The following is a 21,456-nucleotide window of genomic DNA, read 5'->3' on the forward strand; positions in this document are numbered from 1 at the left end:
AAGCTCCTTCATCCTGGGCCCCCCGCCATATGAATGGCGTCAGCCAAGGTGTCCGGCGTGCAGCGCAGATCGCCGATCATCAGTACATCGGTTTCGTTGCGGGCCGTGCTCGGATCGAGACGGAACTGGCAGAGCAACTGGTTGCCGTGACGCACTTCCAGTGTCGGCGCGCCAGCGTTCATTTCCAGGGAGAAGAAACCGTCCACTTCGCTAACCCCACGGCTGGCGTGATTGATGATGTGATGGCCCTTGAGCGGAAGGCCCTGAGCGTCTAGCAGGCGACCGAGCACGGTGACGGTTTTCATCACGCGGATCTTGCGGTAATCCACCCCGCCCTTGTTCATGTGATAGGCGCTGCGCGGTGGCTGGATATTCGCCGACGGCGGGTGGTTGCCTTCGAAGTCGAACGCAACCGAGCCGGATTTGTAGGCGGTGAGCGGAACGAAGTTACGCCCTGGCCGCAGGGCGGTACTGCCGCCGCTCAAGTCATCGGCGCGCAGGGTGATGTCGTCCAGGTCGGTCTCGACATCGACGATCATGCCCGCGCCATTGCCGTGGTACTGGCTGGTCAGGGCGATCTTCTGGCCACCGACGACAAAGGTGCTGTTGAGGTTCAAGCCACCGGTAAGGTTGCCATTGAAAGAGGAGCGCTGGGCGAAGGCATCGCCGGCGAGGATGTCGGTCTGGAAGTTGGTCATGCCGGCCAGGCCGACGCCATAGGTGTCGGTGAGCACAGTGCCCGAGACATTCTGCAAGACATGATTGGTGAGGCTTTTGCGGTAGTTGAGCGAGGCATTGTTGTCGCGCTTGCCGTCCCGGGCGGTACGCGAGCCGATGCTGCCCGACCACTGCTCGCTGGGCCCGCCGAGGGCCAGGTTGAGGGTCAGGTCGACGCCACGGTTACGTTTGTCGCCGGTGCTGCGGCTGGCCGGGCGGTCGAACAACGACAGGCGCCAGTTGGCGTCACTGCCAAACAACGCGCCGTGCTTGCTCCACCCCAGGTCCAGGCCCACGCCTTCGAGGTTGCCGGTGCTGTGGGACAAGCGCGCGTTGAGGGCATTCTGGTTAAGCAGGCGATGGTTGATCGACAGCGACGAGGTGCTGGTCTGGCCGACAAAGGTTTGCCGGGTGCGCAGGCGCGTGCCGTCGGGCAGGGTTTCGTAGGTTCTGCGGGTATCCAGCCAACTGCGGTTGTGGCTGACCACCACACTGCCAGGGCCATAATTGTAGAGGCCTTGCACGTCCATGCCGGTGCCGTGGTCCTGGGTCTGGTAGACGTTGGCGTAAACGTTCGCGTAGTTAGCCAACGACCAGTCGACCGAGGTGCCGTATTGCATCCGGTCCTGTACCTGGCGACCGGACAGCCCGACGATCACGCGTGGATGCAGCAGGTAATTGACCGACGCGCCGGCGGTCATGTCACCCTTGTCGCGTTGCTCCCAGTTATTGAGCAGGGTGCTCTCGCGACCGGCAAACAGGTTGTAGCGCAAACGCTCATCGTGGTTGCGCCAGTTATTGGGCTTGTACACCAATTCCTGGGTGGTGGCAGTGACCTGGCCGTCTTCGACCAGCCGCACTTCCACTTCATAGATGCCACCCGGCAGGGGGCGCGTATCCAGGCTCTGCAAACCGGCGGGGACCGCCTGGGTATTGATCAGCAGGCCGTCACGGTAAATCTCCACCGAACCCTGGCGGTTGGCGGTGATGTAGATCGGGTAGACGCTGGGCTTGGGGTTGTTGACGACCAGGCTGTCGGAACTGCCGACCATCACGCCGACGGCGATATCCGGCGCTGCGCCAAACGAGCGCGGCTGGCGGTTAAGCCCTTCGGAGGTGGGCGTGAAATACCCCAGGCGCAGGAACTTGCCTTCGTATTCACGCTGGGCGTACAGCGAATACAGCGCGTGATACAACTTGGTGTCGGGCCCGCCGAGGCGCGCCAGTTGCAGGTTGAGCACTTGGCTCCAGTTACCCAGGCTGCTGCTGGCTTCAATGCCGAAACGACCGCCAAGCTCTTGGTCCTGACCACCGTTGAGGTTCAACTGGTTACTGACGATCAGCCCTGTGCTGCCTTCTTCGGGCTGGTGGTAATAGCGCTGGTGATCAGTGCCATGCTCGGCGTTCTCCGTGAGGATGGAGACCAGCGATTTTTCCAGGTTGTAATGCACCGCCAACATCTTCTCCGGGCACTGTTGCGTGCAACTGCCCAGGGCGACGCCTTGTTGCAAATAGGTGCTCCAGATATCGCGCTCACTCGACTTGATATTACTGTCGGCGATATCGGTGAAGCTCAGCAGAGTAATGCGGTCGTCCCGTGTCAGCACGACCATCGCTTCGCCCATGAATACTTGATCGCGCTCAACTCGCACAGCCAGGGGTACATCAAAAAAATGCTCTTCGAAATCGCTCGGCAAACCTTTTGCCTGGGCCAGCAAACTGCGCGGCGTCGTGCTGTTATCGGTCGCAGCCAAGGCAGCCGAACACGCAAGCAAGGCCAGCGCCGCCGCGATGGGTCTCATCGGGAACATGAACTTAATACTCTTTGGCTAACGGCAGACCATCTGGAAAAGCGACTGCACACTGAAGGCATGCAGCCGGTGGCGTTATCAATAAGGCCAGGCCTTATTCATGACGGTGACTCACGGGGTAGTGCGTGGCACGGCGTCGAAGACCACTGCGTAGCTGCCGGTGTACAGGCCGTTCTGCGTGTCAGCCGGCTTGGCTGGGGTGATGACCAAGTCAGCCTGGGTGCCAGGGGTGGACTGGGGATCATCCACCACTTCCTGCGGCGTGCCGGTCAGGACGATGCCGTTGAAGGTATTGGTCAGCGCGATGCTGTCACTGCCGTTGTACAGCGCAGCCGCGGTCGGGCCGCCTTCGATGTAGGCATGCACCGAACCGTCGGTATTTTTCACATCGAAGGTGGCACGCAGCGAACTCAACTCGCCGCTGACCGGGTTGTAGTTCAGGACTTCGTCCCGACCGAAGTTGGGGTCTCGCGGCTGAGCATGGAACTGCTTGGTAGGAATGTCGGCCTTGATGTTGATGGTGGTGCTGGCATCGTCAACGGCCATGGCGGCCGAAGAACCCAGGACGGCGACAGCGAGCGGGAGCAGAACGGCAAACTTCTTGATCATGCTGGAATACCTGTTTCTCAATTGAAATAAAGTTGGTTAAAACCACAGCGTGGCTCTAACGCAGGCGTGAAATTCAGGGCTTGAGCGAACTTTCAACGCCGACAAAGTCTCGATCATTTCCAATTAAAAGTAAGCAGTCCGAATCCGAGAAACATGCAGGCCAATAGGCCATCATTCTGGAGGAATAAATATAATAAATACGATATCAATAACTATGGCTGTCAGATTTGAATGACACACAGATTATTCAATAAAAACAGTACAGTTAGTTCAGTCTACCTAACTAACCTGTTGAGGCCGTCGTCATTGAGGACGTGATTGCGGTAGGACGATGCCTTTTCCACCCCGCCCCAAAAGCCGCAGGCAGGGAGGAAAACGGTTGCAGGCAGCCCTGGAAAAGGACCTACCCGATGCGCGTCAGGCCCGCCGTACCCAGGACGATGAGCAGCTCTTCAAACGCGATGAAGCGTTTGTCTTTCAGGTGAGGCCAGCGATCAACCGGATAATGGCCGGCTTTTTTGAGGCGTGTTCGGTCCATTGGCGCAAACGCTGTGGGCGGGCGTGTACCAAGGACGTCGACCCCCAGGGTGAAGTCGGTGCGTATCGCCCTCAGATGATGGGACGAGTCGAGTTCCGCGCCAGGCCAGCCCTGGAATCCCTTCATACACGTCGGCGTGGGCACGCCCCATATGGGCCACCCACTTGTGCGCGCCCTATGCTGCCTGGTCTTTACGGATGACTTGATTGGCGAAAAAGTTGAACTTCGAAATCCTGGATCTGCCGGCGTTGCTCATGCCTTTGGTGTTGTAACTGGAGACGCAGTCCAGAGGACTGAGTCTAGGCCGGGTCATGGCACCCCCATGATGAGTACGCCGCTACCGCTTATGGGCCCGGCGGTAGGCAGGGATCCCGCTCGTCGAACAAGGGTAAACGTCACGTCGTCGCCCCCCACGCTGTTGTCGATGCGGGTCAGGAATGAACCGCCGACTTGCACCGCAGTCCCCGCACGAAGCATGGCGGTGCCCACGTCAGGATTGGTCATCATCAGAAGGCGTGAGTCGAATGCGGATCGGGTGCCCTGGTAAGTGATGGTGATCGGTGAGTTGATCCCGCCAGTCGGGCAGGAGTAGGTGAGTCTGCGGTCGCTGCGAACGGTTGTCGTCAGTGGGTCAGTGCCTATTGCACGCTGGTGGACGTTACCGAAGTTGATGTCGATAGGGTTGTTGTTGTTGATCGTGCAGGTTGAAGGGGAAATGGAGAAGTTATTGGCGGCGGTGTACGTAATCATGAGCCCCCTCCTCGCGCCATCATAATTGTTTGTCTGGTTGAGTCGTAACACACCAAGGACGTCACCTATTCGAACGTCGATAGGGTTCGTGGGGTTGTTGTTTACCAAAATGTAGGGCGTTACATCGATTGGGTAAGCCGCGCCGTTATTGGCTAAGGTCGATATCCGAATGTTATACGGGACAGGGGTGTTGTAATACGCTCCGTTTATTCGTAAGCCGGTGCCTTGGCTGGCGAATTTGGGGCCGGCTGTCCAAGGAGCACCGGATATAGCCGCAGTTCCCCAATAGTCCTGAAATGTCGGATAAGGCTGGCCAGGTGTGAACCGGCACTCCAATCTCACCCCTTCAAGGATAATGCGGGTTGCGTCCGAACCAAGCCGGACAGTGACGGGGACCTGTAGAGGCAGGGTTCCGTCGACCGCTATCCACGGTCCACCGTTCACACGGCAATCAGCCGCTCGGACGGTCGTAGCAATCCCCATTACGACTAGAAGCACCATGATTCCATCATAAAGTCGTTTCATTTTGTTCTCTCATTGCGACTCTACCCAGACCTTGCCCTGCGAGCAGCCTGGATAGAGTTGAGGTTTGTCTGCGGCGTTTACGGATAGTCCAACGTAAACGTGGAGGTCACCGTATAGGTGCCGTGTCCGATGGTCTGATCACTGATGGCTTGCGGCTCACCCTGCACATAGGCCTTGAGCTCAATTACATTGCTGCCATTGCTCAACACCTGTTCATCGCTGACGCTATTGAGGGGCAATGGCTTGTTGCTTGGCGTCTCCAAGCCGACCCCGATCCCCGAGGCGCCACTGCCACCATCCAGCGCGAACAGCCCCGGTAGAGCGGGGTTTTCCCTGCCACCGAACTGGATGGTGACCGTGTTGCCAATCGTGGTGTCGCAGTCCTCCAGGTGCACCTTGAAACCCTTACCCTGCGTGCGCGTATTGATGTAGAGGTGCTTGCTGGTCACGTCCCAGAGTTCCAACGTGATGGCCTCGTCACCCGGCCGAATCGTGCAAGCCTCTTCAACCAGGTTGCCCTTGAGGCTCAGGTTGTCCGCCGCATACGCACTGGGCATCAGGCCCCCGGCCAGCAGTAACGCCAGCCCGGCACATGACCAAGTCTTGTAAACGCTTTCATGTCGCATCGACTCAGCTCCTACTCGTATTCGGCCAACAACGTGGCCACCGCTGCAAACCTGGCGGGGGCCAGCATTGCGCCGGGCTGTTTGACGGGCACCACTTCCAATACCGGCGGTGATGGCAGGGATATGTCCAAGCGCGTATTAAGTGGAAACGGCACGTTGTTCTGATACACCCGGATGCCCAACGCAGGCACATTGGTCTGCACCGCTGAGGCGTCATACGGCGTTGGTGTGCCGTTTACGCTCAGCTTCAGTTCCCACGGCAGCGTGGCCGGGCCGCAACTGATGGTGTAGGCGAGCCCTTTGCGGTATTTCACACCGTCAACGCGCTTGACCCCGACATCGCCAAAATCCACTTCAATCGTGTTGCCGGCGTCAATGGTGCAAGGCGGTGGCTCGTTCAGCGTGCCACTGAAGGTCAGGTTGGCCGACGCTGCACTGCACAGGCCGATGGAGCACAATGCGAGCAACGCTCGTGGCTGCCAAAAGGTCATTGATCATTCCTCTTCATTGATAGTCGACCACCAGGGTGGCGGTCGCATCAAAGGCCCCTCCCGTCAGTGTGCTGCCCGCGCGCTTGACGGGTACCGCCTGCACCACCGGAAAGTTGGGATAGGTAAAATTCACGGCGGTATTGAGCGGCCAGTCGGCGCCGTTCACGAACAGCTTTACGCCAAGGTCCGGCTTGCGGGTCACGAGCACGCGGTTATCAAACGCAGCGCCCGTGCCCTTGAGTTCCAGGGTCAAGGCGTTGCTGAAAGGCGAATCACAGATGACGGTATAGGGCACGCCACGGCGGTAATTCACCCCGTCGACCCGCGACGTCAGCAAGTCATTGCCAAACGGCACATCGAGGGTCGTGCCGCTGTTAATGACGCACGGCGGCGGCGCGATGATGACCGCACGGATAGTCAAATTGGTGTTGTTGGCCTGCACACCTTGGCTGACAGCCCACAGCAGACCACCACCGAACAGCAGGGTTAACTTAGCCATCGTTCTGCCCTTACTCATAGTTGAGCCTGAAATCCACCACGGCCCGGTAGGCGCCGCTGGTCAACGCGGCGGCGGTGCGTGTGGGCTGTACAAGCCAGGTCTGGGTGTTGCTGCCCAGCGGCAAGAACAACGGTTCGCCCCTTGAACCCAGCTGTACATCCCGCCCCAGTGCATCGGTCAATTGCAGACCCATCCCGGTCACGCCTTGCACTTTGACCAGGCGTGAATCCTCGTCATCGGCGGGCGCTAAAAACGCCACCGACAACACCGGTTGAAAGGCGCTCCAAGTCAGTCTCCCCGTACGCTCACTGCGGATGCTGCCGGCCGTGCGCTGGCAATCAGTGAAGCGCAGTTGAAACGCCACCGGTTTTGCCTGATCGCCAGGCCGTTGCAACTGGCTGGCCGACACCGCGCCCAGGTCGATCGTTTGGTGCAGCGAGGTCATTTCCAGGCTGCACGGGGTTTCATGCATCGACCCGGTAACGTTCAACCGCCCATTCATGCCCTCGACATCCTCAGCGTGCGCTGGCCCGACAATGGCCAGTAACAGGCCACCCAAGCCCTTCACAATCTGCAACTTCATGACGTTCTCCAGCAGCAGGGGCTACTTATCAGGCGAGACTTGTGCACTCACGGTGCAAGCGCTGCCGGTGCAGGTGAAAGCCAACAGCGGACGTCCGCCGTACGGTCCAGGCCGACAGCGGCGTGGGCGCCCTGGCTCAAGCCGAGGGCCAGCAGCACAAGGGCCTGGAGTGAGAGGTGAATATTGAGCTTCATGAGGATGTGTTCTCCGTGTCGGTAGGCTTCCCGGTCAGCGAGGCTGGCTCGGGTGCAGATTGATCAGTGGCGGCCAGGCGGCAGCCCAGTTGCAGGGCATCGGTCAAGGCGTCAGCCGGCAAAACGACGGGCAGCGTGAGGGTGCATCGCTCGCTCCCTCCCCAACTCACGGTCATTGCTTCGCCCGCCTGAATGCCGCTCAGGTAAACCTGCCCGCCGTCGTTCACGATCCCGGTGTCTTGCTGTTTTGTGTTTTTCACCACTGCGCCGAAGGGCGGTGAACTGCCATCCGGCAGGCGCAGCACCGCCATGGCCTTCTCACCGGCAATCACGTCCAGGGAGCGATATCCAATGGCCCCTTCGGTGAGGGTCAGTTGCGTGACGGATTGAGTGGCTTCGACGTTGCTCGGCAAGCGCTCCAGGTCGACACTGGCCGCCGTACGCTGATAGCTGCCAATATCGGAGATCACCGCTTTGCCGAACGCGTTGCTGCGCGTCGGCGTGCCGTAACCGCGCACTGGCACATCGGGCACACCGCCGGTGTCCACCATCAGGCGGGTGCCGCCGGTACTGTTGGTTCGATGCAGCGCTCCACCATGCGGCGTGAGCGTGCCGCCGCCGCGAGCCGACGCACTGAGGCTGGTGTAATTACCTTCTTGTTGGCTGACGGCGAGGTCGATGTCGGCGTAGTCGCCGATATGACTCAGATAACCACTGGCGGACTTGTTGCCGGCGCTGAGTTGGTAGCTATTGCGTTCATCGAGGCGATCGCTGTAGCGCGTTGAAAAACGGTTTTTGCCTGCGCCTCTGTTAGCGTCCATCGACAGCGTGCCGGTGCGCCCCAAAGGCAGGCTGACCGTCAGCGCCATGCCGTTGTCCTTGTAGTTGTAGTCCAGCGTGCGGTACAGGTTCAGGGACAAGCTCAGGTTCTTCACGGTGCCCACATTGAAGTAGCGTGATGCCGAAAGGTTCCAACGCTGAGTGGCGGGCCGCTCCCAATACGTCTGCTTGTTGTAGCTGGCGTAAACGGTGGTGCTCAGGTCACGAAACTGCTTGTTGACCGTCGCGGTATACAGGGCCTTGCTGCCGCCGATCGGTTTCCAGGATCCGTTCACGTCAGGCCCGGCGAGTTCACCGTTGCGCCCGTAATGGCGAGCATCGAGGTATTCGCTCATGCTCAAGTAGTTCTTCTCGGAAAACCGGTAACCGGCAAAGGTGACTTGGCTGTCGTACTCTTCAAAGTGCTTGGAGTATTGAAGGCGGTAGGATTTACCCGAGAGTGCCTCGTTCCACACCGTTGCACGGGACTGAGTGGCATCAAGCGACACCGCACCAAACGCCAACAGGTCACGACCAACACCGGCCGTCAACGCGCGGTAATTGTTATCGGTGATACCGCCGCCAAACAGCGACCAGCCATTGCTGACGCCCCACGAAAACTCGCCACTGCCGAAAAAGTTGCCATCCGCGCCGTACTGAAGATTGGACGGTCGCCCGGTCGCCAGTTTGTAACGGACTTGCCCTGGACGCGTCAGGTAGGGAACGCCTGCGGTATCGACCTGGGAGGTATGTACCGTGCCGTCCTGCTCTTCGACCCGCACATCCAGCTTGCCGGTGACGGCGTCGTTAAGGTCCTGGATACGAAACGGCCCGGCCGCGACCAGCGTCTCATAGAGCACCCGGCCCTGCTGGCTGATGATGACCCTTGCGTTGGTTTTGGCCACCCCGACCACTTCCGGCGCGTAACCGCGCAAGTTGGGCGGCAACTGGCTTTCGTCCGAATTGAGGGCGGCACCGGTAAAGCGGAAGCTGTCAAACAGGTCCGAATACAGGTAGTTTTCGCCCACCACCAAGCGGGCTTTCAGCGCAGGAATGGCGCGGTAAGCGTAGTAACGGCTCCACTCCAGCGTCGAACGCCGGGACGGCTGATCGCGGTCCTGGTCGACACGCCCCTGCCAATCGGCCCGCAGTCGCCAAGCCCCGGCATTCGCCCCCACCGTGCCGTTACCGCTGACGTTATTGCGGGTGCCATCATCCCTTTGGTAGCTCGACTGCGCCGTCATGTTGTAGTCAACCAACAAACCCGGAACCCCATCATCCCAACGCGAGGGCGGGTCCCAGTTGATGGCGCTGTATTCAAGGTAGGCTTGGGGGAGGCTGATGTTCAGCGTGGAAGTCGCCAGATCGCCGCTGACTTCCATGCCTGGCAATCCTTGAATATCAAGACACTCCCCGCCTTTCCACCACGTGAGCTTGGCAGCACCGGACTCTTTGAGGCCCAGTTGTTCCACAAGCCCTTGGGATAAACAGGCCTGACTTCCTTTGGGATCATTATCGGGGGGATAAAACGCAACTGCTTGTTCGGCAATCGGCTGGTTATTGATTTGCACAACCATCGAATAAGTGCCCGGCAGAATAAACCCGCTGCGCGCAAACTGAGACAAGTCAATATTGGTGCGATCACTGAGATCAAGAACGTCGGTATTAAACTCGATATCCCCTGCACCCCATGCAGTTCCTGCCAAGGACATCAATCCACCCACAAGCAGACCCGGACGGAACGCTTTTTTAATTTTCGACGCATTCAACATGAAAGCAACCCATCAATGTTCAAAAGTATTCCAACTTGAACCGCACGGCGGCTGCGTGAGCCCCGGGCGCCAACGGCAGTCCGTTGCCAACAAGGCGAAGCGTGTAGTTGAGTGTCATGTCACCCTCAGCCAGCGGGCGCAGTGCCATCGGCACCCCCGGCACACTCTCCTCACCCGTCGAATCCCAGATATGCAAGGCAACGCCCTGGGAATCGCCAAAGGCTGCAAAGGAGCGACCGTCCCTGTCGGGAGCCCCGTCAAACGTGACCCGCAGGTGCTCCCAATCAGGCAAGTTGACGCCGGGGCGCAACGGATCAGGGCGAGTCAGCGTGCAATTGACCAGGCGCAACTGGAAGGGGTGTGGTGCTCCCAGTGCATTGCGCAACAGCCGGCCGATGGGTTCGGGCGTCATGTCGATGGTTTGATCGACACTGGCCAGTTCCAGCCCGCAGGCAGAGTCAATGACCTGTCCACCCAGCGTGACAATGCCCTCGCCTTGCGCATCGGCTTGCGCGTAAACCCAAGGATTGATGAACACCGTCAGTGAAGAGGCAATAGCGAGGTGTATGAATGTTTTCACCGTTATCTCCCGCCAGCTTCCCCCCGCCACTCAACGTGGCGGGGGAAACACTTACTGATAAGCCAAGGTGAAATTGGTGACCGCGCTGAAATTGCCAGGGACGATTGGAGCCGTCGCTGCGCCTTGTACATAGGCACCGAACTCCAACGTGTTGTCGCCGGCAGAAATGGCCTGCGGCGTGGTGGGAACGCCCAACTCAATGAGTTTGCTGCCGTGGGTCATCATGATGCCCACGCCGCCTGCACCACCGACGGTACCGATCGCACCCGGCACAACGGTGGAAGGCGCCGCTGTAAAGGTGGTGGTCACTGTGTTGTCGGTGAGGCCCGTCAGATCGCAGCCCTCAAGCTCAATCCGTACAGGTCGGGCTTCAGACTTGCCTCCGGATTGCAGCTGATGCTTTGCGATCGCGCCCAAGTGAACCGACTGATCCACGGACTCAGGCTTGATAGAGCAGGCACCCGAATGGACCGACCCAATGAACGTAACGGTTCCGTCCGCCGCTTGAGCGACGGAAGCCGAACCCATCAGCAGGCCGAGAGACAACAGTGCAGTTTTCATTTTGGTATTCATTAGCAAACACTCACACATTGATAAAAGAAACCCTGCCGCAGGAATGCGAAGGACTATCAGTTAAGCGACGACCAGGTGGTAATCCTTGATTTAGTTCGGCAAAAAGTTGAGTGCACACAGGGTCACTGCGGTTCTGTTTTTCCAACTATTTGCATTGCAAATCTGGAACCCGTTCGAAGCCAGGCAAGTTTCAATGTTCGCCTTGAGAATGTAAGCCGGGAAATTCAACACGTTGCGTAGCCCTGTTACATCAGGACATATAGGAAGAATATGGCAATTTGCCAAAACTTTTAAAACAGCTGTAAGAATCAGACTACAACTGCACTAATGAGAATAGTTTAGTTAAGGAAGCGTATGTAAGAAGCAGATTACATTCACTCAAAATAACCATGTTTACTTGAGCAAGATTAACTAACGAATAAAAGAGTGCTCCAGGAAATGGAAACCGTCTGTCGGAAGCCCTTGCGAGCCTCACAAGATATATCTTAAGTTATATCTAGACACACACAGAGGCTCCTACCATGCGAGACCATCCTCACCCGCGCGACGGCTTTGACCCGCGCTCCGGCCGCGGTCGCGGCCCCCGGGTATTTGCGCCCGGCGATTTGAAATTGCTGCTGCCGGCACTCATCGCCGAACAGCCCTGCCATGGCTATGACCTGATCCGCCAGATCGAAAGCCTGTTCGACGGCGCCTACACCCCCAGCCCCGGCGTGATCTACCCGACCCTGACCTTCCTGGAAGAAAGCGATTTGATCCAGGGCGACGCCGATGGCGGAAAAAAACGCTACACAATCACCGACGCCGGTCGTCTCTTCATAAGCGAGCAACAGGTCGCCCTGGACGGCGTGCGCATGCGCATCGACGTGAGCAAGCGCTCACTGCGCGGTCATGATCGCCCACCGGAAATCCACGAGGCGGTACATAACCTGCGTCATGCCCTGCACTCGCACCACGGGCGCTGGAGCCCGGAAGAAATCGTTCGTGTCGCGGCGCTGCTCAATAGCACCGCTCAAGCCATTGCCGACGGGAAAGACCAATGAATACTCAAGCCATCCACCGCGTGACCCACGAAATCAAACGCCGCCGCCTGCAAGTGTTGCGGGTGGTCGACATTACACCGCGCATGCGTCGCATCACCCTGGGCGGGCCAGAGCTGGCGGGTTTTGTCAGCCTGGGTGCCGACGATCACATCAAACTGCTGTTTCCACAGAACGCCGCCGAGCAGGCCGCGCTGGAAAGCCCGACCTTCACCATCAAGGGCGACGGCCCACAACCAGCCATGCGCGACTACACGCCGCGTCGCTTTGACCTGAGCGTTGGTGAGTTGGATATCGACTTCGTGCTGCACGGCGACGGCCCCGCGTCCACCTGGGCCGAGCAAGTGCAGGTCGGCCAACACCTGTACATCGGCGGGCCTCGGGGTTCGTTGATCGTGCCGGATATCTTCGACAGCTACTTGCTGATCGGCGATGAAACCGCCCTGCCCGCCATCGCGCGGCGCCTGGAAGAATTGTCGGCGGGGCGTAAGGTGCTGGCGGTGATTGAGATCGCCAATGCACAAGAAAAGCAGCCGCTGCAAAGCGCCGCCGATGTTGAAGTGATCTGGGTGATCCGTGGCCAGGATGACCTGCTCGAAACCGTTCAAAACCTCACGTTGCCGAGCGGTTCGCTGTACAGCTTCGTGGCGACTGAAACCAAGTTGTCACGCCGTGTGCGCCGCGTGCTGCTGGACACGCACAAGGTCAATGAGGACTACCTCAAGGCCGTGGGTTACTGGCGTGCCGAAGGCAGCGAAGAGGAATGATCAGCGCCGGGGCTTGATCAGCTTATCCAGCCCCACCACCGCCAACGCGATCAGCACAAAGCCCAGCAAAATCCCCCCGGCATTCACAAAGACCTGTGGATAGCCGAGGGTGCTCACGTCAATGAATGGGTACTGATACTGCCCGAGCAAATCCCCCCGCAGCAGTGCGTAGGCGAAGTACACCAGCGGGTAAATCACCCAGCCGCCGATGTGCTTCAAGCGTAAATCACCCTTGGGCACACATCGCCACCAGTAGATGAAAAACAGCACTGGCATCACGTCGTGCAGCAACTCATCGGCGATGAACTGGAAGCCTTCGGGCTGCCACAGATGGCGCAGCAGCAGGTTGTACGCCAGGCCTACCACCAGGATGCTCACGGCGATGCCACTGCAGATTACCGGCGCAAGGAAAAACCGCTTGGCAGGGGAATCACGTTTCACCAGCGCATAGCTCAACACCACCGCCGCCAGGGTATTGGTCAGCACGGTGAAGAAGCTGAAAAAGTTGATCAACCCGCCCAACAGGCTGGCACCGGATTCCCAGCGCGAATAGAAAATCAGGTATTGCTGGATCGCCAACCCCGCCCAACCGGCCAGCGCCGCTGCCGCCACGAACCGCTTCATCGAATCAATCCAGCGGGCGTTTGGTGCGCATCAGTTTTACGTACAGGCCTTCGACTTTCTCCCGCGCCCACGGAGTTTTGCGCAGGAACGTCAGGCTCGACTTGATGCTGGGGTCGCTCTTGAAGCAGCGGACATCAATACGCTCGGCCAGGCCTTCCCATTCGTAGTGTTCCACCAGGGTGGTGAGGACGTGCTGCAGGGTCACGCCGTGGAGTGGGTCGTTGCTTGTCGCGGTCATGCCGGGCCTTTTACAAAAAGTAGAAATACAGCCGCTCACTTTAGCACGAAGAAAAAAGTTCCCGTCCTCAACGAAAAAGAGATGTTATATTGTAACTATACCTTTCAACTCTTTTAGTCGTTTTGCCAAGGAATGTGTCTGATGTCCTTCTCTTCTCTATGGCGCTTGTCCCCGCTTGCCGCCGCCCTGTTGATCGGCTCCGAAGCCCACGCGCTTGAGCTGCAGCCCCAAGTCATCACCGGCAACCCGCTGGGCAGTGAACAGCTCGCCTCGCCTACCGCCGTGCTGGAAGGTGATGACCTGACCCTGCAACAGAAAGGTAGCCTCGGCGAAACGTTGAACAAGCAACCGGGCGTGTCGTCTTCGTACTTCGGCCCAGGCGCCAGCCGGCCGATCATCCGTGGCCAGGATGGCGACCGCATTCGCATCCTGCGCAATGGCGTGGGTGCGCTGGATGCATCGTCGCTGTCCTACGACCACGCGGTGCCGCTGGACCCGGTCAACGTCGACCGCATTGAAATCGTGCGCGGCCCGGCAGCGTTGTTGTATGGCGGCAGCGCCATCGGCGGTGTGGTTAACACTTTCGACAACCGCATCCCCACCGAGGCCATCGAAGGCATCCACGGTGCCGGTGAGCTGCGCTACGGCGGCGCCGACACCACGCGCAGCAGCGCGGGCAAACTGGAAGCCGGCAACGGCACCTTTGCCCTGCACCTGGATGCCAACGCGCGGGAATTCAACGACCTGAAAATCCCCGGCCAGGCGCGCAGTCGGCACGCGCCGGCAACCGAAGACGCTCCGGGTAAAAACGGGCGCCTGGGCAACAGTGATGGACGCCAGGACGGCGGTGCAGTGGGCGGTTCCTACACCTGGGACGACGGTTATGCCGGTTTGTCCTACAGCAATTACGACGCGAACTACGGTTCGCCGGCCGAACAGGACGTGCGTATCCGCATGAAGCAGGATCACTACGCGTTTGCGTCGGAAATCCGCAACCTGCAAGGCCCGTTTACCTCGGTGAAACTCGATGCCGGCTACACCGACTACGAGCACCGCGAGATCGAAGGCGGCGAAACCGGCACCACCTTCAAGAACAAGGGTTACGAAGCGCGCGTTGAAGCCCGCCATCAACCGATTGGCCCGTTCGATGGCGTGGTCGGTGCTCAAGTGACCCGCAACGAGTTCTCGGCCCTCGGTGAAGAAGCCTTCGTACCGCAGACCGACACCAACGCGGGCGCGCTGTTTATCCTCGAAGAAATGCAAGCCACCGAACGCCTGAAACTCAGCCTCGGCGGGCGTCTGGAACACACCAGCGTCGACCCGGACGCCAAGGGCAACGCACGCTTTGCCACAGCCGACAAAAGCAATGACTTCACCGCCGGCAGCCTGTCATCCGGCGCCGTGTATACCCTCACGCCAATCTGGTCCGTGGCGGCAACCTTGGGCTACACCGAGCGCGCACCGACGTTCTACGAGCTGTATGCCAACGGCACCCACGTTGCCACCAACACTTACGAGCGTGGGGATGCCAACCTGAACAAAGAAAAAGCGGTGTCCAGCGACCTGGCCCTGCGCTTTGACAATGGTACTCACAAAGGCAGCTTCGGCGTGTTCTACAGCCGCTTCTCCAACTACATCGGCCTGCTCGGCAGTGGTCGCACGTTGAACGAAGAAGGTGAAGAAGACGCAGGTGGCCAACCTGAGTACAACTACTCCGGTGTACGTGCACGTTTCGCCGGCTTCGAAGCCCAGGATCACTGGAAACTTGGCGAAAGCGCCTACGGCAAGTTCGCGCTGGAGCTGTCGGGCGACTACACCCGCGCCACCAACCTGGACACCGGCGAAGCCTTGCCGCGCATTGCGCCGCTGCGCTTGAACAGCGGTTTGCTGTGGGAACTGGACCGCTGGCAGGCGCGCATCGACGTGGAACATGCGGCGGGCCAAGGCCGTGTGCCGGATAACGAGAGTGGCACCGATGGCTACACGACGTTGGGGGCGAGCGCGGGTTATCACTTCAACATGGGTGGCAGCCAGTGGCTGGCGTTCGTGAACGGTGAAAACCTGACCAACCAGACTGTGCGGTATGCCAGCTCGATCTTGCGGGACATTGCACCGGCGCCGGGGCGCAGTGTGCAGTTCGGCGTGCGAACCACCTTCTAAAAACACCGCAATTCTAACCTGTAGGAGCCGGCTTGCCGGCGATGGCGTCCTTGTAATCGCCATCGCCGGCAAGCCGGCTCCTACAGGTTTTGCAGGGCCCTTTGCAGCGACGTTCTGTCACTGTTACCAAATCTGAAATGATGCATCTTGCGATTGACGCTTTCTCTCGACGCCCTCTCCCTTTATCCTTGCCGCAACAAACTGAAACGTTTCACGTCCGCGGTCGACCTCATCTTGCCGAATTCCCCCTCCGCCCAAGACAGCGCTGTCTTACACCGACCTGCGCCTGGGGATAAATCGCCCGCCTGTGGATAACCACACTTATCCCCAGAAAAACCGAATTAACGCTGAACCAAGCCCGTGTCGAATCGTCATCTACAGTGAAGAAACACGGGGATACATAATTCCAACGTCACGGAGAAACACACTATGAGCACTGATGGTGCTTCGAGCCCAAGCCGCCTGTTGCCCAGGCTGCTCGGCGTCTTGCTGCTGATCATGGGCCTGGCCTTGCTGGCCGGGGGTATCAAGCTGACGATGCTTGGCGGGTCGCTGTATTACCTGCTGGCCGGTATCGGCATCACCCTGACCGGCCTTCTGCTGCTGGCCACCCGTCGCGCCGCGCTGGGCCTGTACGCACTGGTGCTGTTTGCCAGCACCGTGTGGGCGCTGTGGGAAGTCGGCCTGGATTGGTGGCAGTTGGTGCCGCGCCTGGCGCTGCTGTTCGCTTTGGGCATCGTCATGTTGCTTCCGTGGTTTCGCCGTCCGTTGCTGCGTGGCCAACCTGCCCCGCTGGGCACTGGCGCGCTGAGCGTGGCCGTGGTGCTGGCGGGTGCTACCGCCCTGGCCAGCCAATTCACCAATCCCGGTGAAATGGTCAAGACCGGCCAACTGGACCGCGACGCAGTCCCTGGCATGGCCAGCGCTGCACCGACCCAGGCCGATGGCGACTGGAACTCCTACGGCCGTTCGGCCTACGGCGATCGCTACTCGCCACTGGCGCAGATCACCGCGGAAAACGCTCACAAGCTGGTGCCGGCGTGGACGTATCGCACCGGCGACATCCCTGGCCCGAACGATCCAGGCGAGACCACCGCAGAAAACACCCCGCTGAAAGTCAACGGCATGCTCTACGTGTGCACGCCGCACAGCCAGGTGATAGCGCTGGACCCGGACACCGGCAAGGAAATCTGGCGCTTCGATCCGAAGATCAGCAGCATGGGTGCCGAGAACTTCAAGGGCTGGGCCCACATGACCTGCCGTGGCGTGTCGTATCACGATGACGCCGCCTACGCGTCCGAGCAGAGTCCGACAGGCAGCGCCAGCCCGGCTGCCGCGCCGAATGCTTGCCCGAAACGCATCTTCGTGCCGACCGCCGACACTCGTCTGATCGCCCTCAACGCCGACACCGGCAAGATGTGCGAAGACTTCGGTGACAAAGGCCAGGTCGACCTGCGTGCCAACATCGGTGGCTTCGCCCCCGGCGGTTACTACTCCACCTCGCCACCGGCCGTGACCAAGAACCTGGTCGTGATCGGCGGTCACGTCACCGACAACGTCTCCACCGACGAGCCGAGCGGCGTTATCCGCGCGTTCGACGTGCACACCGGCAAGTTGGTGTGGAACTGGGACAGCGGCAACCCGGACGACACCACCCCGTTGGCCGAAGGCAAGACCTACACCCGCAACTCGCCGAACATGTGGTCCATGTTCGCCGTGGACGAAAAACTCGGCATGCTCTACCTGCCGATGGGCAACCAGATGCCCGACCAATACGGCGGCGACCGTACCGAAGACTCGGAAAAATACAGCGCCGGCCTGACGGCCCTGGACATCGACAGTGGCCACGTGAAGTGGACCTTCCAGTTCACTCACCATGACCTGTGGGACATGGACGTGGGCGGCCAGCCGTCGCTGATCGACATCAAGACCGAAGCCGGCGTGAAGCAGGCGGTGATGGCGTCGACCAAGCAAGGCAGCATCTACGTGCTGGACCGTGCGACCGGCCAGCCGGTAGTGCCGATCCACGAAGTGGCCGTGCCGCAAGGCGCTGTTGCTGGCGACCACACTTCGCCGACCCAACCGAAGTCCGACCTGAACTTCATGCCACCGCCGCTCAAAGAGCGTGACATGTGGGGCGTGACGCCGTTCGACCAACTGCTGTGCCGCATCGATTTCAAATCCATGCGCTACGACGGGGCCTTCACCCCGCCATCGCTGCAAGGTTCGATCGTTTACCCAGGTAACTTCGGCGTGTTCGACTGGGGTGGCATTTCCGTCGACCCGGTACGCCAGATCGCTTTCGTGAACCCGAGCTACATGGCGTTCAAATCCAAGCTGATCCCGGCCGCCGATATTGCCAAGCAAGGTCCACGCGTCAGCGAAACCGAAGGCGTGCAGCCGAACAAAGGCGCGCCGTACGGTGTGATCCTCGAAGCGATGCTGTCGCCAATGGGTCTGCCGTGCCAGGCACCGGCATGGGGTTATGTGGCGGCGGTCGACCTGACCACCCACAAAACGATCTGGATGCACAAGAACGGCACCGTGCGTGACAGCGCGCCGGTTCCGATCCCGCTGACCATGGGCGTGCCTAGCCTGGGCGGCACCTTCACCACGGCCGGTGGCGTGGCGTTCCTCAGCGGTACGCTCGACCAGTACCTGCGTGCCTATGACGTAAAAAACGGCAAGCAACTGTGGGAAGGCCGCCTGCCAGCCGGCGCGCAAACCACCCCGATGACCTACACCGGTAAAGACGGCAAGCAGTACGTGCTGGTCATGGCCGGCGGTCACGGTTCCCTGGGAACCAAACAGGGTGACTACGTGATGGCGTTCAAACTGCCGGAATAAGCTTCACTGGCGGTAAAACAAAGGCGGCTACCTGTGAAGGTAGCCGCCTTTTTTATGCCGGTTAAATCGGAACCCGCTCGCGACGCATCCACATTTCGAACGCCATGGCGTTCAACGGCCGGCTGATCAGATAGCCTTGGGCGGTGTCGCAGTTCCACTGTTTGAGCAGCTTCAGGCTGGGGGCGAATTCCACGCCTTCGGCCACCACCTTGAGCCCGAGGTTGTGGCTCATCTCGATGGTGGAACGCACGATTACCCCGTCGCCACTGGTGCTATCGAGGTTGCGTATGAAGGATTGGTCGATCTTCAATTCCTGAACCGGCAGGCGCTGCAATTGCGCCAGGGACGAATAGCCAGTGCCAAAGTCATCCACCGACAAACTGATACCGCAGCCGCGCAACTGCTCCAACACACTGAGGGCCTGTTGCGGGTTGTGCATGATCGCGCTTTCGGTGATCTCGAAAATCAGCTGCTCGGCCTCCACTTGGTACTGCATCAACAACGCAGTGACGCGAATCGCCAAATCATCATCGGCCAGGTCGTCCACCGAGATATTCACCGACAACTGGATCAGCATGCCGCGCTGCGTCCACTCGGCAATCTGGCGGATGGCTTCTTCGATCACCCACAGGGTCAGGCTGCTCATACTGCCGGTGCGTTCGGCGAGGGGGATAAATTCGGAAGGAGACACCTGGCCCAAGGTAGGATGCTGCCAACGCAACAAGGCTTCGGCCTGGCGTACGTGGCCGTGCTTGAGGTCAAGTTTGGGCTGGTAGCACAGGAACAATTCGCCCTCGATGGCGGCACGGCGCAGGTCGCGGATCAGGGTGATCTGGCGTTGGTGGGCCAGGTCGCGGTCCTGTTGGTAGATCTGCAAATGCCCTGGCAGGCTGGCCGCGTCATGCCGGGCGATGGCGGCGCGGCTGATCAACTCCTCCACCTGTTGGCCGTCGGCCGGGTAGGCGGCGATGCCGATGCTCACCTCGTGGCGCAGCTCGTCATGGCCGATGCGCTGGGGCTCGGTGAGTAGCGTGTAGAGACGGTCGGCACGGGCCACGGCGCGGTCAACCTCAGTGTTTTCCAGCAACAGCAGGAACTCGCTACCGGCGATGCGCGCCGCCGTGTCACTGGCCAACAGGCTCATGGACAGGCAGCGGCTGGCTTCACGCAGCATCTCTTCGACGCCCTCGGGGCCGAAGCCTTCGTTGATCACCCGGTAATTCTCGATGCCGACGTACAGCAACACCACCGGCCTTCGCGCACTGATCGCGCTGCCCAGGCGCTCCATGGCCAGGGCGCGATTGGGCAAACCGGTGAGCGGGTCATGCAAGGCGTTGTGTGCCAACTGCCGCTCGCGCACGGCGATGCCGCTCTGCATGGCGTTGAAGGCACGGGCCAGCAAGCCGAATTCATCGTGGCTGCGCACCCGCACCGGCGTGCGGTAATCACCGGCACCGATACGTTCGGCCGCCTGCACCAAGGCATTAAGCGGGCGCGATACCCGCCGCGCCAAAAACAACGCACCGGCCAACGACACCAACAGCACCGCCAGGGCAATCCCGAGGAATTGCCGGTCCAGGGGCGCAAAGGATTCCAGGGCATGGTCCAGTGGGCTTTGCAGCAGCACCCGCACTTCATCGCCATCACCGGTGTTGGCCAGCGGCAACACCTGGCTGAGCACACGCTGACCATAAAACACATGGATTTTCGGTTCAGGGTCGACATGCCCTTCGCGCAACAGGCTGAGCGTGCCGGCCTGGTAAGCATCCGGTTGAGTGCTGAACAGCGGGCCCGGCGTGCCGTTTTGCACACTTAGGAACGACACCTCCAAGTTGCTCATGGAGCGCAGTTCATTGGCGAACAGCTTGTCCATGGGAAAGCCCATGACAACGCGCGCAATGGGTAGATCGTCGATCACTTCGCGTTGCACCAACAGGTAGGGCCGCCCATCCAGGGCAACTACCAGCATCTGCAGGCCCGTGCGTCGGGCATGGCGCAGGGCGTCGTCATAGGGGAATAGCTGACCGCGTGTGAGGATCGGCAAGGTGCTGACCATGACCTTGCCATCCAGGCCCAGCACAAACACTTCGCTGGAACGGATGCCCGTACCGTGGCGACGCAATGCAGCGAGAATCGGCACGGTATTGCCTTCGGCCACGGCCTGTTTGAAGGGGAGATCTACGGTCAGCCAGTCGAGCCCGTATTGCAGGCGACGCCCACGCAGGTCGAGCAGGCGCTCGAACACCTGGCTACCGGTTTGCAATTGAACTTGCGCCTGGTTTTCCACGGCGCGAGTGGTGGCGGTCTTCACGGCGAAATAAGTGGCGCCGACCACCACCAGCAGTAACAGCGCCAGCACCCCGGCGATGCGGGTTTGGAACGTGTGGCGCCACCTCATTGCAGTGCCCTCTGGCAGCGTTCGCCTCTCTCTGCCACTACGTCCCTTTGTCATGTGCATTCCCTGCGACTGCTGACCTGGCGTCAAAAAAATATCCATTTGGATTGAATATTAGGTCTTAGGAGATTAGCTGGGACTTGGGTTAAGTGCACCCAATAAAACTGGGGAATTTTGTGGCGGTTTTTTGGCGACAATGGGTTGGCTGGGGGGGCATATCCGTTATTTGGGTAACGGCTGATATGGGTTCCGCCCTTACGGCGGGTCACTTTTGAAAAGCCCAAAAGTAACCAAAAGG

General features: G+C 59.8%; 20 protein-coding genes. 4 read left to right on the forward strand and 16 right to left on the reverse strand.

Translation table 11 applies throughout. The features are described from left to right. Positions 1 to 8: 8 nt before the first annotated feature. From HX868_RS30030 to HX868_RS30085, 12 genes are all read right to left on the reverse strand, one after another. Complete coding sequence (locus HX868_RS30030) at positions 9 to 2,528, reverse strand: TcfC E-set like domain-containing protein (RefSeq protein ID WP_177005349.1); 2,520 nt, start codon at positions 2,526 to 2,528, stop codon at positions 9 to 11. A 111-nt stretch (positions 2,529 to 2,639) separates the two neighbouring features. Continuing rightward, positions 2,640 to 3,137, reverse strand: a complete 498-nt coding sequence (locus HX868_RS30035) for a CS1 type fimbrial major subunit (RefSeq protein WP_095014861.1) — start codon at positions 3,135 to 3,137, stop codon at positions 2,640 to 2,642. Positions 3,138 to 3,540: 403 nt separating this feature from the next. Then, positions 3,541 to 3,801, reverse strand: a complete 261-nt coding sequence (locus tag HX868_RS30040) for a hypothetical protein (RefSeq protein ID WP_177005350.1) — start codon at positions 3,799 to 3,801, stop codon at positions 3,541 to 3,543. A gap of 183 nt (positions 3,802 to 3,984) precedes the next feature. Then, on the reverse strand, positions 3,985 to 4,950 hold the full coding sequence (locus HX868_RS30045; RefSeq protein WP_177005351.1) for a fimbrial protein: 966 nt from the start codon (positions 4,948 to 4,950) through the stop codon (positions 3,985 to 3,987). 77 nt (positions 4,951 to 5,027) lie between these two features. Then, positions 5,028 to 5,576 (reverse strand): fimbrial protein, encoded by a 549-nt coding sequence (locus HX868_RS30050; RefSeq protein ID WP_177005352.1) that lies wholly within the window; start codon positions 5,574 to 5,576, stop codon positions 5,028 to 5,030. An 11-nt stretch (positions 5,577 to 5,587) separates the two neighbouring features. Next, entirely contained in the window at positions 5,588 to 6,067 is a 480-nt protein-coding gene (locus HX868_RS30055; protein ID WP_177005353.1) for a fimbrial protein, read from the reverse strand. A 13-nt stretch (positions 6,068 to 6,080) separates the two neighbouring features. Continuing rightward, positions 6,081 to 6,566 carry a fimbrial protein gene (locus HX868_RS30060; protein ID WP_177005354.1) on the reverse strand — a complete coding sequence of 162 codons (486 nt, stop codon included), beginning with the start codon at positions 6,564 to 6,566 and terminating at the stop codon, positions 6,081 to 6,083. Positions 6,567 to 6,576: 10 nt separating this feature from the next. Next, positions 6,577 to 7,149, reverse strand: coding sequence for a fimbrial protein (locus HX868_RS30065; protein WP_177005355.1), 573 nt, complete (start codon positions 7,147 to 7,149; stop codon positions 6,577 to 6,579). 47 nt (positions 7,150 to 7,196) lie between these two features. Beyond that, entirely contained in the window at positions 7,197 to 7,343 is a 147-nt protein-coding gene (locus tag HX868_RS30070; RefSeq protein ID WP_177005356.1) for a hypothetical protein, read from the reverse strand. Further along, positions 7,340 to 9,934, reverse strand: a complete 2,595-nt coding sequence (locus HX868_RS30075) for an outer membrane usher protein (RefSeq protein WP_177005357.1) — start codon at positions 9,932 to 9,934, stop codon at positions 7,340 to 7,342. Before HX868_RS30075 ends, HX868_RS30070 begins: the two co-directional genes overlap by 4 nt. Before the next feature lie 19 nt (positions 9,935 to 9,953). Then, a complete protein-coding gene (locus HX868_RS30080) occupies positions 9,954 to 10,514 on the reverse strand; it encodes a fimbrial protein (RefSeq protein WP_177005358.1) in 561 nt (186 codons plus the stop codon). Between the two features lie 51 nt (positions 10,515 to 10,565). After that, a complete protein-coding gene (locus HX868_RS30085; RefSeq protein WP_095014852.1) occupies positions 10,566 to 11,075 on the reverse strand; it encodes a fimbrial protein in 510 nt (169 codons plus the stop codon). Positions 11,076 to 11,608: 533 nt separating this feature from the next. Between HX868_RS30085 and HX868_RS30090 the strand changes: the two genes are divergently transcribed. Continuing rightward, positions 11,609 to 12,130 carry a PadR family transcriptional regulator gene (locus HX868_RS30090; protein WP_177005359.1) on the forward strand — a complete coding sequence of 174 codons (522 nt, stop codon included), beginning with the start codon at positions 11,609 to 11,611 and terminating at the stop codon, positions 12,128 to 12,130. Beyond that, positions 12,127 to 12,894, forward strand: coding sequence for a siderophore-interacting protein (locus tag HX868_RS30095; RefSeq protein ID WP_177005360.1), 768 nt, complete (start codon positions 12,127 to 12,129; stop codon positions 12,892 to 12,894). Before HX868_RS30090 ends, HX868_RS30095 begins: the two co-directional genes overlap by 4 nt. On the opposite strand, the gene HX868_RS30100 is transcribed toward HX868_RS30095, so the two are convergent. Together HX868_RS30100 and HX868_RS30105 are read right to left on the reverse strand one after the other, a co-directional pair. Continuing rightward, positions 12,895 to 13,518, reverse strand: a complete 624-nt coding sequence (locus HX868_RS30100; protein ID WP_177005361.1) for a Pr6Pr family membrane protein — start codon at positions 13,516 to 13,518, stop codon at positions 12,895 to 12,897. A gap of 4 nt (positions 13,519 to 13,522) precedes the next feature. Next, a complete protein-coding gene (locus tag HX868_RS30105; RefSeq protein WP_016977534.1) occupies positions 13,523 to 13,756 on the reverse strand; it encodes a VF530 family protein in 234 nt (77 codons plus the stop codon). A 141-nt stretch (positions 13,757 to 13,897) separates the two neighbouring features. Here HX868_RS30105 and HX868_RS30110 point away from each other — a divergent pair, with 141 nt between their 5' ends. Both HX868_RS30110 and HX868_RS30115 read left to right on the forward strand, forming a co-directional pair. Beyond that, a complete protein-coding gene (locus HX868_RS30110; RefSeq protein ID WP_177005362.1) occupies positions 13,898 to 15,916 on the forward strand; it encodes a TonB-dependent receptor in 2,019 nt (672 codons plus the stop codon). Positions 15,917 to 16,345: 429 nt separating this feature from the next. After that, positions 16,346 to 18,763 carry a glucose/quinate/shikimate family membrane-bound PQQ-dependent dehydrogenase gene (locus tag HX868_RS30115; RefSeq protein ID WP_177005363.1) on the forward strand — a complete coding sequence of 806 codons (2,418 nt, stop codon included), beginning with the start codon at positions 16,346 to 16,348 and terminating at the stop codon, positions 18,761 to 18,763. Positions 18,764 to 18,824: 61 nt separating this feature from the next. Here the strand turns inward: HX868_RS30115 and HX868_RS30120 are convergent, their stop codons facing one another. After that, positions 18,825 to 21,161: a putative bifunctional diguanylate cyclase/phosphodiesterase gene (locus HX868_RS30120; protein ID WP_177005364.1), complete on the reverse strand. Its 2,337-nt coding sequence runs from the start codon at positions 21,159 to 21,161 to the stop codon at positions 18,825 to 18,827. Between the two features lie 83 nt (positions 21,162 to 21,244). Beyond that, a partial coding sequence (locus HX868_RS30605) for a hypothetical protein (protein WP_218168863.1) occupies positions 21,245 to 21,456 on the reverse strand: 212 nt, incomplete at its 5' end.

This window comes from Pseudomonas reactans (assembly GCF_013385825.1).
Classification (GTDB): Bacteria; Pseudomonadota; Gammaproteobacteria; order Pseudomonadales; family Pseudomonadaceae; genus Aquipseudomonas; species Aquipseudomonas reactans.

Bases quoted from the DNA above. Each gene is read 5' to 3' on its own strand.
- HX868_RS30030 (WP_177005349.1), bottom strand. From the start codon at position 2,528: ATGTTCCCGATGAGACCCATCGCGGCGGCGCTGGCCTTGCTTGCGTGT.
- HX868_RS30035 (WP_095014861.1), bottom strand. From the start codon at position 3,137: ATGATCAAGAAGTTTGCCGTTCTGCTCCCGCTCGCTGTCGCCGTCCTG.
- HX868_RS30040 (WP_177005350.1), bottom strand. From the start codon at position 3,801: ATGAAGGGATTCCAGGGCTGGCCTGGCGCGGAACTCGACTCGTCCCAT.
- HX868_RS30045 (WP_177005351.1), bottom strand. From the start codon at position 4,950: ATGAAACGACTTTATGATGGAATCATGGTGCTTCTAGTCGTAATGGGG.
- HX868_RS30050 (WP_177005352.1), bottom strand. From the start codon at position 5,576: ATGCGACATGAAAGCGTTTACAAGACTTGGTCATGTGCCGGGCTGGCG.
- HX868_RS30055 (WP_177005353.1), bottom strand. From the start codon at position 6,067: ATGACCTTTTGGCAGCCACGAGCGTTGCTCGCATTGTGCTCCATCGGC.
- HX868_RS30060 (WP_177005354.1), bottom strand. From the start codon at position 6,566: ATGGCTAAGTTAACCCTGCTGTTCGGTGGTGGTCTGCTGTGGGCTGTC.
- HX868_RS30065 (WP_177005355.1), bottom strand. From the start codon at position 7,149: ATGAAGTTGCAGATTGTGAAGGGCTTGGGTGGCCTGTTACTGGCCATT.
- HX868_RS30070 (WP_177005356.1), bottom strand. From the start codon at position 7,343: ATGAAGCTCAATATTCACCTCTCACTCCAGGCCCTTGTGCTGCTGGCC.
- HX868_RS30075 (WP_177005357.1), bottom strand. From the start codon at position 9,934: ATGTTGAATGCGTCGAAAATTAAAAAAGCGTTCCGTCCGGGTCTGCTT.
- HX868_RS30085 (WP_095014852.1), bottom strand. From the start codon at position 11,075: ATGAAAACTGCACTGTTGTCTCTCGGCCTGCTGATGGGTTCGGCTTCC.
- HX868_RS30090 (WP_177005359.1), top strand. From the start codon at position 11,609: ATGCGAGACCATCCTCACCCGCGCGACGGCTTTGACCCGCGCTCCGGC.
- HX868_RS30095 (WP_177005360.1), top strand. From the start codon at position 12,127: ATGAATACTCAAGCCATCCACCGCGTGACCCACGAAATCAAACGCCGC.
- HX868_RS30100 (WP_177005361.1), bottom strand. From the start codon at position 13,518: ATGAAGCGGTTCGTGGCGGCAGCGGCGCTGGCCGGTTGGGCGGGGTTG.
- HX868_RS30105 (WP_016977534.1), bottom strand. From the start codon at position 13,756: ATGACCGCGACAAGCAACGACCCACTCCACGGCGTGACCCTGCAGCAC.
- HX868_RS30110 (WP_177005362.1), top strand. From the start codon at position 13,898: ATGTCCTTCTCTTCTCTATGGCGCTTGTCCCCGCTTGCCGCCGCCCTG.
- HX868_RS30115 (WP_177005363.1), top strand. From the start codon at position 16,346: ATGAGCACTGATGGTGCTTCGAGCCCAAGCCGCCTGTTGCCCAGGCTG.
- HX868_RS30120 (WP_177005364.1), bottom strand. From the start codon at position 21,161: ATGAGGTGGCGCCACACGTTCCAAACCCGCATCGCCGGGGTGCTGGCG.